Below are 15,049 nucleotides of genomic sequence, written 5' to 3'. Positions count from 1 at the left end.
GACCATCGGCACCATTGTCCCCACCGCCGGCGACTTGATAAATTTCAACATCAAACATCGCTAATGGAGTTGTTCATGCCCAGCACCCACCCGCCAAGCGAAGGAAACACGGCGACTGCCTCGAAGTCGAAGCTGCCGCCGATCCTGGTCGGCCGTCGCGCGGTCATCACAGGCGCCGGGCGCGGAATGGGCAAGGCGATCGCCGATGCTTTTGAAGAGGCTGGCGCGACGGTTGTGCGACTTGATCTGAAGGAAGGCGACAACGTCCGCGCCTGCGACGTCTCTGACGCGGCATCCGTGGCCAGAGCATTCGAGGCAGTCGCATCGGAAGGGCCCATCACCGACGTTGTGCATGCAGCTGCCATCGCGATCGTCTCATCGGTAGCTGACATGACCGAAGCCGACTTCAGGCGCGTGACGGATGTCAACCTCACCGGTACGTTCCTGGTGGCCCGGGAGGCGACACGTTACCTCGGCCACGGCGGGAACATCCTCTTCATTGCGTCGCAAGGCGGGCTCAAATCCTGGGGGAACTGGGGCGCCTACTGCGCATCCAAGGCTGGTGTGCTGCGACTGGCGGACAGTCTCGTTGAGGAACTAGCGCCGCATGGTATTCGCGTGAACTCCATCTCTCCTGGCAGCGTCGAGACCGAGATGCTCGCGACGACGATCGTCGACATCGCGCGCAAGACGGGAAGCGACCCCGACACGGTACGCGCGCGCTACCTGTCGGCGATCCCTATGGGGCGTTTCTGCCAGCCCGCGGAAATCGCCTCAGTCGCCGTGACGATTTGCTCCGATCTGTTTTCCTATGTGAATGGCTCCAACATCGTGATCGATGGTGGTGAGCTTTCGCGTTGATGTCCGAAAGACTGGCCGACGTCGGCCGGTCTTTTTGCTTGGTCTTAATGTTGCAGGTTCAGGGAGGAAACGAACATGCGCAAGATGATCGCTTTAGGCTTGTTCGCGGGACTAAGCTTTTCCGTCGCTCACGCCGCCGACGCGCCGGAATGTCAGAAGGTGCGCATCGCCGACCTCGGCTGGACGGACATCATGCTCACCAACAACACCGCGGAGCTCATCCTCGACGCGTTGGGGTACGATGCGAACCAGACGTTGCTGGGCATGGACGTCACCTACATGAGCCTGAAGAACAACGACATGGATGTGTTCCAGGGCAACTGGCGTCCGTTCCAGGACGCACAATACAACTCCTATTTCGAAAACGGTTCCGTCGAGGTTCTCGGCACCAACCTTGAGGGGGCCAAGTTCACGCTCGCGGTTCCCAAATACGTATCCGACGCGGGGATCAAGGACTTCGCCGACCTCTCGACCCATGCGGACCAGTTCGAGAAGAAGATCTATGCGCTCGAGCCCGGTTCGAACACGATCATTCTCGATATGATCGCTGCCAACCATCACAACCTCGGCGGCTGGGAAGTGGTCGAGTCGAGTGAGGCCGGCATGCTCACCCAGGTGAAGAAGGCGGTCCAGGAAAAGCAGTGGATCGTGTTCCTTGGATGGGAGCCGCATCCCATGAACCTCAACTACGAAATGAGCTATCTGACGGGCGGCGACGCCGAGTTTGGACCCAATTTCGGTGGCGCGATCGTCCGGACAATCGCCCGCAAGGGATACGCGGCCGCATGTCCGAACGTCGCGAAGCTTTTCGCCAACCTTGTCTTCAACATCGAGTATGAAAACCACGGCATGCGGTTGATCCTCGATGACGGGAAGGATCCAGCTGCGGCCGCGCGGGAGATGATGGGCCGCAATCCGCAAATGCTCGAGAAGTGGCTCGACGGCGTTACCACCGTGGACGGGAAGCCCGCGTTGCCGGCAGTCAAGGCAGCGCTCGGCTCATAAGCCACCGACACCTCCGCGGTGTCCTGGACAGGGAACAGACAGAACCAGGCGGGCGCGCCGCCATCGCGCGCATCGGTTGGTTCACCCTGCAAGAGCACCGTTCTCCTAAATCACGTATGGCTGAATACGGGAGGCCCCGCGCGTGGACCCGATCACACAGATCATTGCGACCCACAAGGTTCCGGTCGGAACTTGGGGAAAGCTATTCTTCGACTATCTTACGACGAACTTCGCCTGGTTCTTCAATGGCATCGCGCAAAGTTTGACGAGAACCCTCGAGGGAGCGATTCACCTCGTCCTTGCGGCGCCGCCGATCGTCGTCGTTCTAAGCGCCAGCTTTTTCGCCTGGTATCTGCCGCGCTCGATCAAGCTCGGGCTCGCCACCGCGGTCGGCCTGCTCTTCATCATCAACCTCGGCTTCTGGAAGGAGACGATCGAGACCCTAGTGCTCGTCACCGCATCCACGGCCGTGTCCATGGCGATCGGGGTTCCCCTCGGTATCGCGGCGGCGCACCGCCCGTGGCTCTTCCATGTCCTGCGACCCATTCTCGACCTGATGCAGACCATGCCCACGTTTGTCTATCTGGTCCCTGTGCTTGTGCTCTTCGGCCTCGGCCTCGCGCCCGGCATCATCGCGACGATGATCTTTGCGATACCTGCACCAGTGCGGCTCACGCATCTCGGCATAACATCCGTTCCAAAGCAGATGATCGAGGCAGGTGAATCCTTCGGGGCGACCAAGCGCCAGCTGCTCTGGAAGGTCGAGCTGCCAGCGGCAATGCCGACGATCATGGCAGGCCTTACGCAATGCATCATGCTGTCTCTTTCGATGGTCGTCATCGCGGCGCTCGTCGGGGCCAACGGGCTCGGAAAACCTGCAGTTCGAGCTTTGAACTCCCTGAACATCCCCATGGGTCTCGAGTCCGGCCTAGCCATCGTGGTCCTGGCGATCATCCTGGACCGCGTCTGCCGCTTCGGCGAAAGGAGAGCGGCATGAGCGTCGCCGTTGAATTCAAGAATGTTGACATCGTTTTCGGCGAACTTGCGGCCGAAGGACTCAAGATGCTCGACCAGGGCGCGTCGCGCACGGCCATTCTGGAGAAGACAGGTGCAGTCGTTGGTTGCGCGGGTGCCAATCTGACGGTGAATGAGGGAGAAATCAGCGTGCTGATGGGCCTCTCTGGCTCCGGCAAGTCCACGCTCCTGCGTGCGGTCAATCGGCTGAACAAGGTGTCGCGCGGAGAAGTACTAGTGAACGACGACGGCAAGCTCGTCGACGTCGTGAAGTGTTCTCCGGCCGTTCTAAGGCGGATACGCCAGCAACGCATCGCCATGGTGTTCCAACAATTCGGGCTCCTGCCGTGGAGAACCGTCGCCGAGAATGTCGGTCTCGGTCTGGAACTCGCCGGGATCGGGGAGGCGGAACGGCGGGCGCGGGTAGAAAAGCAACTCAAACTCGTCGGCCTCGAACAGTGGGCGGACAAGTATTGTCACGAGCTCTCGGGCGGCATGCAGCAGCGTGTGGGACTGGCCCGGGCGTTTGCGACCGAGGCGCCGATCCTGCTGATGGACGAACCGTTCTCGGCGCTCGATCCGTTGATCCGCACGAAGCTGCAGGACGAATTGCTGATCCTGCAGAAGACACTAAAGAAGACGATCATCTTCGTCAGCCATGACCTCGAGGAGGCGCTCAAGCTCGGCAACACGATTTCCATTCTGGAAGGCGGTCGGATCGTGCAGACGGGCAGGCCGGAAGAGATCGTTCTCAGGCCTGCGAACGACTACGTCAGGGAGTTCATAGCCAACGTAAACCCATTGAGCGTGCTCACGGCATACAATGCGATGCGAGACGCGCGTGATCTGGACGATGCGGGCGAGGGTTGGCTGTGGCTTGATGCCAGACGCACGACCCGGTTCAAGATCGGCCCGGACAGAAGGGTTGTCGACGCGGAGCGTGACCGGGAAAAGGCTTCGTGGCTCGCATGCTCGGAGGTCGACGAACCGAGGCAGCCATCGGCTCACCCGGTGTTCTGGGCCACCCCGGAGACTTCGCTGCGCACGGTGATGCTCGCCATGCACCATGCCGACACGGCACCGGTAGCGATTTTTGACGAAAACGAGCGGTTTGTAGGCGCGATCGGCGTGGATGATGTGCTGCACGCGGTGCTTCGCCGCCAGCCCGATTCATCGCATTCGCCGTCCAAACCGCCTCAAGACCAGGTTCCGGAGCGCGACAACGTCGCCTACCTGTCGGTCGGCCGACACGGCTAGCGGAAAAAAGCAGAGCTTGAGCGCTGTCCCTGCAAAGCCGCGCTCGGGGAGGGATGCGGCGACCGGTCGTCGCTCCCTCTTTAAGGTTTGGACGAGTCCGGTTTGCGGCCTCCGCACCGTCGTCCACGCTTCTAGGCGAAATTCGGGCGATTACATCTAACTTGGAGGAGTTACTGCCATGGGACGGTTGTCTGGGAAAATCACATTGATCACTGGCGCGGCTTCCGGAATAGGCCGGGAAACTGCGCGTCTCTTTGCGCGCGAAGGCGCCTTCGTATTCCTGGCCGACATCGATGCTGAAAAAGGAAGAGCAGCCGCGACTGAGATTGGCGACGCCGCCCAGTTCGTGCCGCTTAACGTCACCGACGAGGACTCATGGACGGCCGCGCTGGAAGCCGTGGTTCGTCGCGCAGGCCAGCTCGACGTCCTGGTGAATTCGGCTGGCATCTGGACTGACGGCGACTTCGTAAATTGTTCCCTCGCTGACTGGCAGCGCACGATGGCCGTCAATGCCACGGGTACTTTCCTGGGATGCCGTGCGGCCGTCGGCGCGATGAAGTCGAAAGGCAATTCCGGTTCGATCGTCAACATCTCTTCCGTCTACGGAAACATCGCCTCTGACGACGCAGTCGCCTACGCGGCCAGCAAGGGGGCTGTGCGTCTCCTGACAAAGGGCGTCGCGCTCTATTGCGCCGCCAACGGCATGCCGGTCCGATGCAACTCGGTTCATCCGACTTACGTGGATTCGGAGATGCTTGAACGCTTCGCGGAAGAAGTAGGAGGGCGCGAGGTTGCTGTTGCTGGTTTGAGCGCCGCGGTGCCGATGCGCATGCTACCGGTTCCCTCGGACATCGCCGAGGCGATCCTGTTCCTTGCATCAGATGCCGCCCGATTGGTCACCGGAACCGAGCTTCCGGTCGACGGCGGGATGTTGGCGGGCATCGTGGCGCCCGTAAGCGCGCCTGCCGCACCAGCGCCTGCTTCGGCCTAGCGCTGACACTGGATGGGACTTCGGGTGGCCGAAGTCCCATGAGCGCGTGAGTTCGTCAGCGTCGCATGAGCTGTAATTTAGGGAGGGGTCGATGTTGGCGCACTCGGCGCACGCGAAGCGCGTCTATGCTTACGCACAGCAGAAGTCGGCGGCGGCGAAATCCCCGATCGTCGCGTCCTGGCGGCGGTGCATGACGGTTCATGGCCTTGCCCCTGAGCGCATAGGCTCTCCGCAAAGGATTACCGAAGGCGAGTTGAAGCTTGCCCAGGAAGAAGCCGGAGAGCTCATAGCGAACGTTTCCGATGAGGTCGACCGGCTGCACTCGGTGCTGCGCAGAGCCGGATACTGCATCCTCCTGGCGAACACCAGCGGAGTGGCGCTTGTGCGCCGCGGTGCGCGCGGTGACGATCGGGCGTTCGCAGATCTCGGCCTCTGGACGGGCTCTGTCTGGACGGAGGCGAGCGTCGGCACGAACGGAATCGGGACCGCCCTTGTGGACGAGCGGGCCGTAAGCGTGTTCCGCGATCAGCATTTTCTTTGTTCCAATGTGCGGCTCAGTTGCACGAGTGCTCCGGTCCGAGATCATAAGGGTCGGCTCGCGGCCGTCTTGGACATTTCCACCTGTCGAGATGATGTCGGAGAGGAAGTATTCTCGGTCTTGACCCAGGCCGTTCGGGATGCCGCGTCACGCATCGAACTTGCATTGTTTCGCAATGCGTTCGCGGGCTCGCGCTTTGTCATGCTTCCAGGCGGTGCAAACCCGGCGGCCCTTCTCGCGGTTGATCGCCACGATCTCGTCGTAGGAGCGACCCGCGCGGCGCGGTCCGTGTTAGCGCTCGACGATCGACGCATCGAGGCGGGCTTTCCTGCCGCGGATGCGCTGAAGGAGTCGGTGCCAGCTGGCGAAGAGGACCTTGGGGAGTCCGAGCGATCGGTCCTGCTGCGCGCGCTGGCGAGAAAGAAAGGGAACGTTTCCAGCGCGGCGATCTCCTTGGGTATCAGCCGCGCAACGCTCTACCGAAAGCTGAAGAAGTTCGATTTGCGAGGATAGTTTCAAAGATGAGCGACTTGGAGGCTTTACAGAAGCCGCTGGCGGGCAAGCTTGCGTTGGTGACTGGTGGTGCTCGTGGCATTGGCCTCGAAATCAGCAAGCAACTGGCAGTGCTCGGCGCTGAAGTCCTGATTGCGGCGCGACACAAGGCGAAAGCCGACCGGGCGGCGGCACGGTTGTGCAAGGCGGGACATAAAGCCCAAGGGCTGAGACTGGACGTCACATTCGAGGACGACCGAGATGCCGTCTACCGCGATCTGCTTCAATCCTACGGCCGCCTGGACATCCTCATCAACAACGCTGCGGTTTACCGAGACAGCAAGAATGCCGGGACCCCGGCCGCCAAACGTGCCAGCGGAACCTCCAGAAGCGTCTTGCGCTCGACATTCGAGACGAATTTCTTCGCGCCGATCTTTCTGACCCAGACGCTGCTGCCCCTGCTTCGGCGGTCGACGGCCGCGCGCATCGTCAACTTGTCGAGCATACAGGGTTCGCTGACCTATCATGCTGATCCGACCTCGCCCGTCTATTCACACAAGGCATTTGCCTACGACGCTTCCAAGACGGCGCTCAATGCATTCACGATTCAGCTAGCGGAAGAACTTCGCCACACCCGCATCAAGGTCAACTCGGTTCATCCCGGGTGGGTGCGCACCAAGATGGGAAGCGACGGCGCCGACCTCAGCGTGGAGGAGGGGGCGCGGTCCGCGGTCATCTATGCGAGCCTTCCCGACGACGGGCCAACCGGCGGCTTCTTTCATCTTCATGACCGGTTGCCATGGTGAACCGAGTGAAGCTCGCTCTCGGCCGCAGCATGGCGAAGACGTTGCATGGAGCACGGCGGCCCCGCGCCAGATGCAGGTGCGCCCTCGGGCAGAACCGCACTGGTGAGCGTCTTTCGGATGGCGCATTTCGTGTGTCGTTCGGCGCATATGAAGTCGGGTTCCCCGCCCGATCAATTCACTATCCTCGTCATCCTTCGCCTCGAACCAGATAGGCACATCACAATGAACATTGCGCATATGCAGGAACAGCGACTGAAGGCACTTGAACTCACCAGATCTGGCGCACCTCGACCGCCGTCCAATCCGTTTTTCGGGGTGGGTCCGATCACGGACGCGACCACCGACGAGGTGAGCAGCCGTCTTCGAAGCGCGGCGTTCGATACATGGATCGAGAGAACCTATCGGAAGTTCGACGACAAGGGCAATGACATCGGAGGATTCACAACCGCCGAGATCTCCCGGAGTATGCACCGCGGGTATCCGGCCGACAAGATTCTGACCGACATGATGCGAGCAATCCATCGGTACTTCGGTTTTCCGAAGTCGAACCGAATGGCGGTGGGACTTGGCGGTGGTCACAGCGGCTACACTGTCTGCGTCCAGCATCTGTTGAACGCGAATGATGCTTCCCAGCATGTTTACGTTGATACGCCCAAGCCGGAGAGCAATCCCTCGAGGGCGGCAGGGTTCTTCCGCCAGTCCTGGGCCACCCAGTTGATCGAGATGCAGCGCTTTGCCGAAAAGGGCTGCGAGAGCCGCATCCATTTCGCCGCCGCCGAAGGCGTAATTCCTGCCGCTGCTGAGCTCTCCGAGCTCGGCGTCTCGATCTTCGTCGGTGTCGGCCACGAGACCACGGGAGCAAACGCTTACACCAGCCGCGAGGTTCGCGAACTCCTGAGCTGGATCGATGCCGATCCGGCCAATCGTCACGCGGTGTTCGATGCGACCTCGATGCTTGGCGCGATGCCTTGGGAGCCCGAACTGGTCCAGGCGGTGATGACGAAGTGCTGCCTGTTCATGCCTTTCCAGAAGGCGATTGGTGGCGTGTCCGGTTACTTCGTCGCTTCCTTCACTCCACATGCCCTGGCACTGATTGAGAAGAACCAGCAGGATCCCGCCTGGGCGATCCCGCGCCAACTCAAGATCGCGCCTCCGATTGATCCCCGGCAGCCATTCTCGGCGAAGCGCTCTGTCGACGCGGGTCCCTTCTACGACGCGGCTGAGGACCGCATGCTCGGCGGCGTTATCAACACCTACAGCGCGCTTGCCTTTGCCGAGACGACCTTCGGTCTGTTGCAGTCGGAGGCTCGGGTAGGATCCGTCATCGAGCTCAACCGCCGTTCCGCCGCCAACCGCAAGGTGATCGACGACTGGGTTGCAACGCATCCACTCCTTGCACTGACCGTCGCTGACCCCGAGCGGCGCGGGGCCGCCGTCACGCTTCTGAAGGTTCAAGACGACGACATTGCCGATCCCGAAATCCATTCCCGCATCATTGCCCGTTCCAAGCAGTTGCTCGGCTACGAGGGAATTACGCACCCGAATGGAGAGCACGAGGCCGGCCTCGACGCAGCACGGTATGTCAATGCTTTCCCGGGCACGCCAGGCGACTATAGGGCATGGGTTGGCGGCATCCGCGAGGCGGAAGACATCGTAGCCCTGCTTGAGAACCTGCAGTACGCCTACATGCGGGCCAAGGTTGTCGTGCTCGAAGAGGAACTCGCCAAGAGCGGGGTTACTTTCGAAGCGTCAGCCGGGCCTCGCGGGAACGTCAGAAGGGATGATCCGACACGCGCTTATACCGTATTGGTCGCTGATCTGGTCGGGCTGCGCTTTGGCGAAGACGGTCAGCCGGATCACAGCGAAATCAAGACGTATGTCGAGGGAAAGGGTGGGATCTTCCATCTTGGGCCGCTTTCCGACAGATCGGCACTGGAGAAGGGTAGGATTCACTTCTTCTATCAGCCGAATCTTAGCGCGGAAGCCGAGATACTTCCGCAGACCGACAAGGGGCAATACGACGCCCTCATCGCTGCCGCGACCTTCATTCCGAAGGATTCAATTTTCCCATTCGGCGGCGTGCGCATTGGGGCCGGCACAGGCAACATGGGTTCTTCGTCCTGGGGAGGTGGCAATGGCGAAGGCGGCCAGGCGCCGCTGATGAACACCCCCGGCATCAACAGCCGAGCGACTGCTCAAATGGCGATGAAGGCCATTCTTAAGGTCATCCCGGACCTTCCGGTCGACGCGCTGCACAGGATGGTCGCAGTCGGCAACTTTGACACGGGCAGGCAGCTCAAGGACTTTCCTACTGCCAAGCTCGAAGGACGAAGGATCGCCATTCTGGGATACGGCAACATCGGCCGTGAGGTCGCCAAGCTAGCCAAGGCCTTCGGCATGAAGGTGGCGATTTACGCTCGCGAACGTCACAAGCGCTGGATAGAGGCCGAAGGATTTGAGTACGCATCGCACCCTGTCGCAGCGGCGGCGGGTGCCGACGTCCTCTCGATCCACATCGGGCTCGGCCGCTTGGATTCTGCAACGGGTGTCTACTCCAACGCCGGAACGATAAATGGCGAGGTTCTCGCCGCGATGAAGCACGGAGCCGTGCTGGTCAACTATGATCGGGGCGAGGTCGTCGACGTTGCCGCGCTCGATGAGGCGCTGTCGTCTGGCAAGATCGCCCATGCGGCGATCGATGCGGACCTGTTCAAGGACGCGGCAACTGGCAGCCTCAGTGGACCGATGCTCCCTTACCTGCGGCTTGAGGATCGGTACAAGGGCCGACTGGAACTGTTGCCGCATGCCGCAGCCGACACGGACCATCCGTCGCGAGTAAGTGGCGCAAAGCAGGCTGTCGACCAAATCTTCGACGTCATCCAGTATAGATCGGTCACAAACCTCAAGGGCGACTTGCCGGATGGCTACGTTGCGGCTGGCAGCCGCACTCCGGCCGGTATCGGAAAGGTGACAAGACAGGCTGTCACCGAAGCTGTCGGCAAGGTGGAGCTTCTGGCGGAATTGCGGCAGACCTCTGAGAGGGTCGCCGCTGTGCTGGGGGCTCTTTCTGCGGTGGCCGATGCTGATCACCAGAGCCGGATCATCGAGCGGCACACGAATATGCTCGTTGAAGATATTGGACGTCAGCGCGTTCTTCTCGAGCAGCTCGGCCTCTATGGCCCGGCGGAGGAATGAGGGTCTCGCCCGCGGAACGGCGCGCGTTCCTGACGTCGCTCTTTGATGCAGCAGTCGACGCCGCCCATCCGGCGAAGGTGATCGCCGCCAATCTGCCGCTGCGCCCCAAGGGCCGTACCGTGGTCGTCGGTGCGGGCAAGGGCTCGGCGCAGATGGCGAGGGCATTGGAAAGCCACTGGGACGGCCCTCTTTCGGGGGTTGTCGTCACGCGCTACGGGTTCGGCGTCGGCTGTGATCGCATCGAGATAATCGAGGCTTCGCATCCGGTACCGGACGACGCAGGTCTGGTTGCGTCGGAGCGGCTCTTTGGAGCCGTTTCGGGTCTCTCCTCAGACGATTTGGTGATCGCGGTCATATCCGGCGGCGGCTCGGCATTATTGCCGGCGCCTCCGGAAGGAATGTCACTCGCGGACGAGATCGCCGTCAACAAGGCGCTTCTTGCTTCCGGTGCACCGATCTCTGCGATGAACGCGGTTCGAAAGCACCTGTCGACCATCAAAGGGGGAAGGCTTGCAGCGGCGGCATATCCGGCAAGAGTGGTATCGCTCATCGTCTCGGACATACCCGGCGATGATCCGGCACTCGTCGCGTCAGGCCCCACAGTGCCGGATGAAACAACTCGGTATGACGCGCTCCGCTCAGTTGAACGCTATCGGCTCTCCCTTCCGCCGTCGGCGATCAGCCACCTGCGAAGCGAAGCGGCCGTTGCACCGCGTCCCGACGATCCACGGTTTGCCGGAAACGAAGTGCGCATCATCGCGTCGGCCGCTGTTTCACTAGAGGCGGCGGCGGCCGAGGCGAGACGCAGGGGGATCGAAGCGTTCGTTCTATCCGACGCGATCGAGGGGGAGGCACGGGAAGTCGCGCGAACACACGCCGCTCTCGCCTTGCAGATGGCGGAACGCAACGTGGGACACCGCAAGCCCGCCGTACTCCTTTCGGGCGGAGAAACGACGGTCAGTCTAAGAGGCAACGGCAAGGGCGGCCGCAATTGCGAGTTCCTACTATCGCTGGCGATCGACATCCAGGGCAGGTCTGACATATGGTCGCTGGCTGCAGACACGGACGGCATCGACGGTTCGGAAGAGAACGCGGGCGCCTTCGCGGACGGAAGCACGGTAGCCCGTCTGGCGGCGAGATCGCTGGATGCGCGGGCACTGTTGGATGCCAACGACTCCTGGTCCGCTTTCCATGAAATTGCGGACCTATTCTCTCCGGGGCCGACGGGAACCAACGTCAACGATTTCAGAGCGATCCTGGTCGAGTGATGGGCCTACGTTCGGGGTTCGCCTGGATTGGTCGCATGGACGCCAGATTTGAAACTCGGAAACTCCTTCCTTCGCTACGTAGGACAGAAAAGAATTGACCTCAAAAACGAATGTCGCGCCAATGGGTGGCGCCTGCGATAATCGGTTCACACGTGTCAGGGACGCCTTCGCCCAATGCCTTGAAACAGGCTTGGAGCACGGCGGCGCCGTGTCGGTTGTAGTCCACGGTAAAACAGTGGTCGACATTTGGGGTGGTTATGCAGATGCCGCCCGGACACGTCCTTGGCAACGAGACACACTCGTCAACGCCTGGTCTGTGACCAAGGGCATTGTGGCCCTGGCAATCGCGATGTTGGTCGATCGCGACAAGCTCGATTACGCATCTCCGATCGCGCGGTACTGGGACAAGTTTTCTGCTGGCGGAAAAGAACGCGTCTCTCTCGATCACCTGATGTCGCATCAGGCTGGATTGAACGGGTTGAGAGTGCCCATTGACGAAGCGGGACTGATCAAAGGTACCCCTTTCCTTGACGCGCTGGCGGCTATGTCTCCTCTGTGGGAGCCAGGGAGCCGATGCATCTATCACACGTTCAGCTACGGCAGCATCGCCGGCGAAACGGTACGTCGCGTGGACGGCCGTAGCGTGGGGCGGTTCGTTGCAGAAGAAATTGCTGGGCCTCTCGGTGCCGAGTTCCATATTGGTCTTCCAGAAAGCGAAGACGCGCGCGTTGCCGAGATGCTGGAGGGGCCGCGCGCGTCCGAGTGGATTGCAGACGTACGCGCAAGCGCATTTCCGCATTCCTGCGAAAATCCGGTTCCTCGGGCACTGGCACCGAATCTCCGTACTTGGCGCGCGGCCGAGATCCCAGGCGCTAACGGTCAAACGACTGCCCGTGCGATAGCCCGCATCTATGGGATGATGGCGCTCGGGGGGCGATGGGAAGGCATGCGCATGATGCGGCAGAGCGCAATCGAGGAAGCTATACGACCACGCTTCCGCGGTGTCGACGACAGTTTCGGAGCGCCGGCGGCCTTCGCAGCCGGCTTTCAAATCGACGACCCTCATTATTCGAGCCGTGCGTCCACCGAAACCTTCGGTCACAATGGTTGGGGCGGCTCCGCCGGCTTCGCGGACTTGGGCGCAGGGGTTGGTTTCGGTTACGTCACGAACCTGATGCTAGGATTCGATGACTTGGATCCCCGCCGCAAGGTCCTGGTCGACGCCGTCTACGATGCGCTGCAATCTTAGGTCTCGTCGTTCTACCGCTTGAAAATTTCGACCTCGCCCTTTTTGTGGTGCCCTAAGTCACCATTGCCAGTGGACCGGTCTTGATCCAGCTTGACGGTTGGACTGCCGGACGTGGAGGAGAAGTCTCGATGAATGTGAATCTGCCCATTTGGATCCCGGATGAACAAACAGTTCAAACGTCCGCGATGAAGGGGTTCAGGGATTGGTGTTCGTACGAACATCGGATCAAGCTCGACGACCATTCCGCGTTTCACGACTGGTCGGTAGAGGACATGGGTGATTTCTGGCGTGCTGTGTGGAACTATTGCGACGTCATTGGCGAACCCGGTCCGCGCTCACTGATCAACGGTTCCGACATGTTGGCGGCGCGCTTCTTTCCTGAGGGCCGCCTGAATTTCGCCCGCAACCTACTGCGCGCGGGTGGGGACACTGAAGCCCTCGTGTTTCGTGGCGAAGACAAGGTCGAGTACCGCTGGAGCTGGGACCACCTCAAGCGGGTAGTATCGCAAGTCCAGCAGGCCCTTCGCTCCATCGGGGTAAAACAGGGCGACCGAATAGCGGCGATGCTTCCCAACCTTCCGGAGACAGTGGCATGCATGCTGGCCGCAACTTCGATCGGTGCGGTTTGGTCCTCGTGTTCGCCTGATTTCGGCGTTCAAGGCGTGGTCGACCGTTTTGGACAGATTGAGCCTTCACTCTTCATCGCCTGCGATGCCTACTGGTATGCGGGCAAAAAGCTGGACGTTGCAGCGAAAGTCCGGGCGGTGGCTGCGGAATTGGGGTGCCCATCTGTTATCGTTCACTATGCGGGTGACGCGCATGCGCTTGCCGCATCGATTGAGGGCGCGCGGACGCTCGAAGACTTCGTCGGTCCGTGGCAGCCGACTGATGTCGAGTACTTGGAACTGCCGTTTTCGCATCCGCTATACATTCTGTTTTCGTCCGGCACCACGGGCGTTCCGAAGTGTATTGTACATTCGGCGGGCGGAACGTTGCTGCAGCATCTGAAGGAACATCGCTTCCATTCGGATATCCGCAAGGGCGACCGCGTTTTCTACTTCACGACATGTGGATGGATGATGTGGAATTGGCTCGTCTCGGCGCTTGCGAGCAATGCGACGTTGCTCTTGTACGACGGCTCTCCCTTTCATCCCGATGAGCAGGCTCTTTGGAGCTATGTGGAGGCAGAGGGCGTCACCTTTTTCGGCACCTCGGCCAAATACCTCGACAGCTTGCGGAAGTCTGCCGGGGCGCCACCGCGAAATCGAGATCTGAAAGCATTGCGATTCGTCGCATCAACAGGATCGCCATTGTCGCGGGATAGTTTTGAATACGTGTATCGTGAGATCAAAGCGGATGTGCAATTGTCATCGATGTCCGGCGGGACGGATATCGTTTCCTGTTTCGTGTTGGGCGACCCCACCCGCGAAGTCTGGCGCGGCGAAATAACCGGGCCGGGATTGGGAATGGCGGTGGATGTCTGGAGCGACGAGGGTCGTCCGCTGCGAGGCCAGAAGGGAGAACTGGTCTGCACGAAGCCCTTTCCGTCGATGCCTCTGGGATTTTGGAATGACCCCGATAGAAATCGGTTCACGGCCGCATATTTCGAGAAGTATGGCTCCGTCTGGAACCAAGGTGATCTCGCGGAATGGACCGCGCATGGCGGCATTGTCATACATGGGCGATCGGACGCGACCTTGAATCCAGGAGGCGTAAGGATTGGAACGGCGGAGATCTATAACCAGGTAGAACAGTTGGATGAGGTCCAGGAGGCGTTGTGCGTGGGCCAACAGTTCAGTGACGACGTCCGGATCGTGCTCTTCGTGCGATTGCGGGAGGGCATCAGGCTGGACCCCGATCTTGAACAGAAAGTTCGAAAGAGGATACGCGAGGGTGCTTCGCCACGACATGTTCCCGCCAAGATCGTCCAAGTCTCCGACATCCCCCGGACGAAATCCGGAAAAATTGTCGAACTCGCCGTGCGCGAAGTGATCCATGGCCGGCCTGTCAAGAACATAGAGGTTCTTGCCAATCCGGAGGCGTTGGGTCAGTACGCGAATCTTAGTGAGCTTGCGAGTTGAGTTATAGCCTAAGGTTGCGGCGACAGTGAGCGCGGTCCTCTCGCTCTCAAGCGAGAGCCACCTCGAGCTGCGTTTGACTGTCGGGTTCGGACTGCGGAATCGTGTCTCCAAAAGTGCAGAAGGGAGCCGTGCGCCCCAAGCACGTTGGAGGGCTAGTTGCTAGAATGTTCCAATTTTGTGCGATTATAGTCGCATAGTGTATCGATCGGAACCAGCTACGCCGTTTGCTTAGGGAGAGATGCTAGCGCCTCGATCATAAGGACCGGTCGCTGAAGGTCTTCTCTTTTCAAGC

The 15,049-nt window shown here is 60.6% G+C and carries 11 protein-coding genes; all 11 read left to right on the top strand.

Features of this window, described 5'->3' with window-relative positions:
- Positions 1–75: 75 nt before the first annotated feature.
- The 11 genes from IB279_RS17265 to IB279_RS17215 all read left to right on the top strand — a co-directional run bounded on the left by IB279_RS17265 (position 76) and on the right by IB279_RS17215 (position 14,757).
- A complete protein-coding gene (locus IB279_RS17265) occupies positions 76–861 on the top strand; it encodes an SDR family NAD(P)-dependent oxidoreductase (protein ID WP_162741315.1) in 786 nt (261 codons plus the stop codon).
- A 75-nt stretch (positions 862–936) separates the two neighbouring features.
- The gene (gene choX / locus IB279_RS17260) at positions 937–1,866 is read left to right on the top strand and encodes a choline ABC transporter substrate-binding protein (protein WP_113188964.1); all 930 of its coding nucleotides are present in this window, start codon (positions 937–939) and stop codon (positions 1,864–1,866) included.
- Positions 1,867–2,008: 142 nt separating this feature from the next.
- Entirely contained in the window at positions 2,009–2,863 is an 855-nt protein-coding gene (gene choW / locus IB279_RS17255) for a choline ABC transporter permease subunit (protein WP_113188965.1), read from the top strand.
- Entirely contained in the window at positions 2,860–4,137 is a 1,278-nt protein-coding gene (gene choV, locus IB279_RS17250) for a choline ABC transporter ATP-binding protein (RefSeq protein ID WP_113188966.1), read from the top strand. Before choW ends, choV begins: the two co-directional genes overlap by 4 nt.
- A 178-nt stretch (positions 4,138–4,315) precedes the next feature.
- On the top strand, positions 4,316–5,128 hold the full coding sequence (locus IB279_RS17245; protein WP_113188967.1) for an SDR family oxidoreductase: 813 nt from the start codon (positions 4,316–4,318) through the stop codon (positions 5,126–5,128).
- Between the two features lie 91 nt (positions 5,129–5,219).
- A complete protein-coding gene (locus IB279_RS17240) occupies positions 5,220–6,179 on the top strand; it encodes a helix-turn-helix domain-containing protein (RefSeq protein ID WP_192339400.1) in 960 nt (319 codons plus the stop codon).
- 8 nt (positions 6,180–6,187) lie between these two features.
- Positions 6,188–6,964: an SDR family NAD(P)-dependent oxidoreductase gene (locus IB279_RS17235; protein ID WP_113188969.1), complete on the top strand. Its 777-nt coding sequence runs from the start codon at positions 6,188–6,190 to the stop codon at positions 6,962–6,964.
- A gap of 222 nt (positions 6,965–7,186) precedes the next feature.
- Positions 7,187–10,159: an NAD(P)-dependent oxidoreductase gene (locus tag IB279_RS17230; RefSeq protein WP_113188997.1), complete on the top strand. Its 2,973-nt coding sequence runs from the start codon at positions 7,187–7,189 to the stop codon at positions 10,157–10,159.
- Complete coding sequence (locus IB279_RS17225) at positions 10,156–11,427, top strand: glycerate kinase (protein WP_113188970.1); 1,272 nt, start codon at positions 10,156–10,158, stop codon at positions 11,425–11,427. Before IB279_RS17230 ends, IB279_RS17225 begins: the two co-directional genes overlap by 4 nt.
- A 94-nt stretch (positions 11,428–11,521) precedes the next feature.
- Positions 11,522–12,676 carry a serine hydrolase domain-containing protein gene (locus tag IB279_RS17220; protein ID WP_246801992.1) on the top strand — a complete coding sequence of 385 codons (1,155 nt, stop codon included), beginning with the start codon at positions 11,522–11,524 and terminating at the stop codon, positions 12,674–12,676.
- A gap of 128 nt (positions 12,677–12,804) precedes the next feature.
- Entirely contained in the window at positions 12,805–14,757 is a 1,953-nt protein-coding gene (locus tag IB279_RS17215) for an acetoacetate--CoA ligase (RefSeq protein ID WP_192339399.1), read from the top strand.
- Positions 14,758–15,049: the final 292 nt, after the last annotated feature.

This window comes from Ensifer sp. ENS06 (assembly GCF_014852205.1).
In the GTDB taxonomy this organism is placed as follows: domain Bacteria; phylum Pseudomonadota; class Alphaproteobacteria; order Rhizobiales; family Rhizobiaceae; genus Ensifer; species Ensifer adhaerens.
The sequence above is the reverse complement of the archived record's forward strand: the minus strand, read 5'-3'. Positions and strand labels throughout refer to the sequence as shown.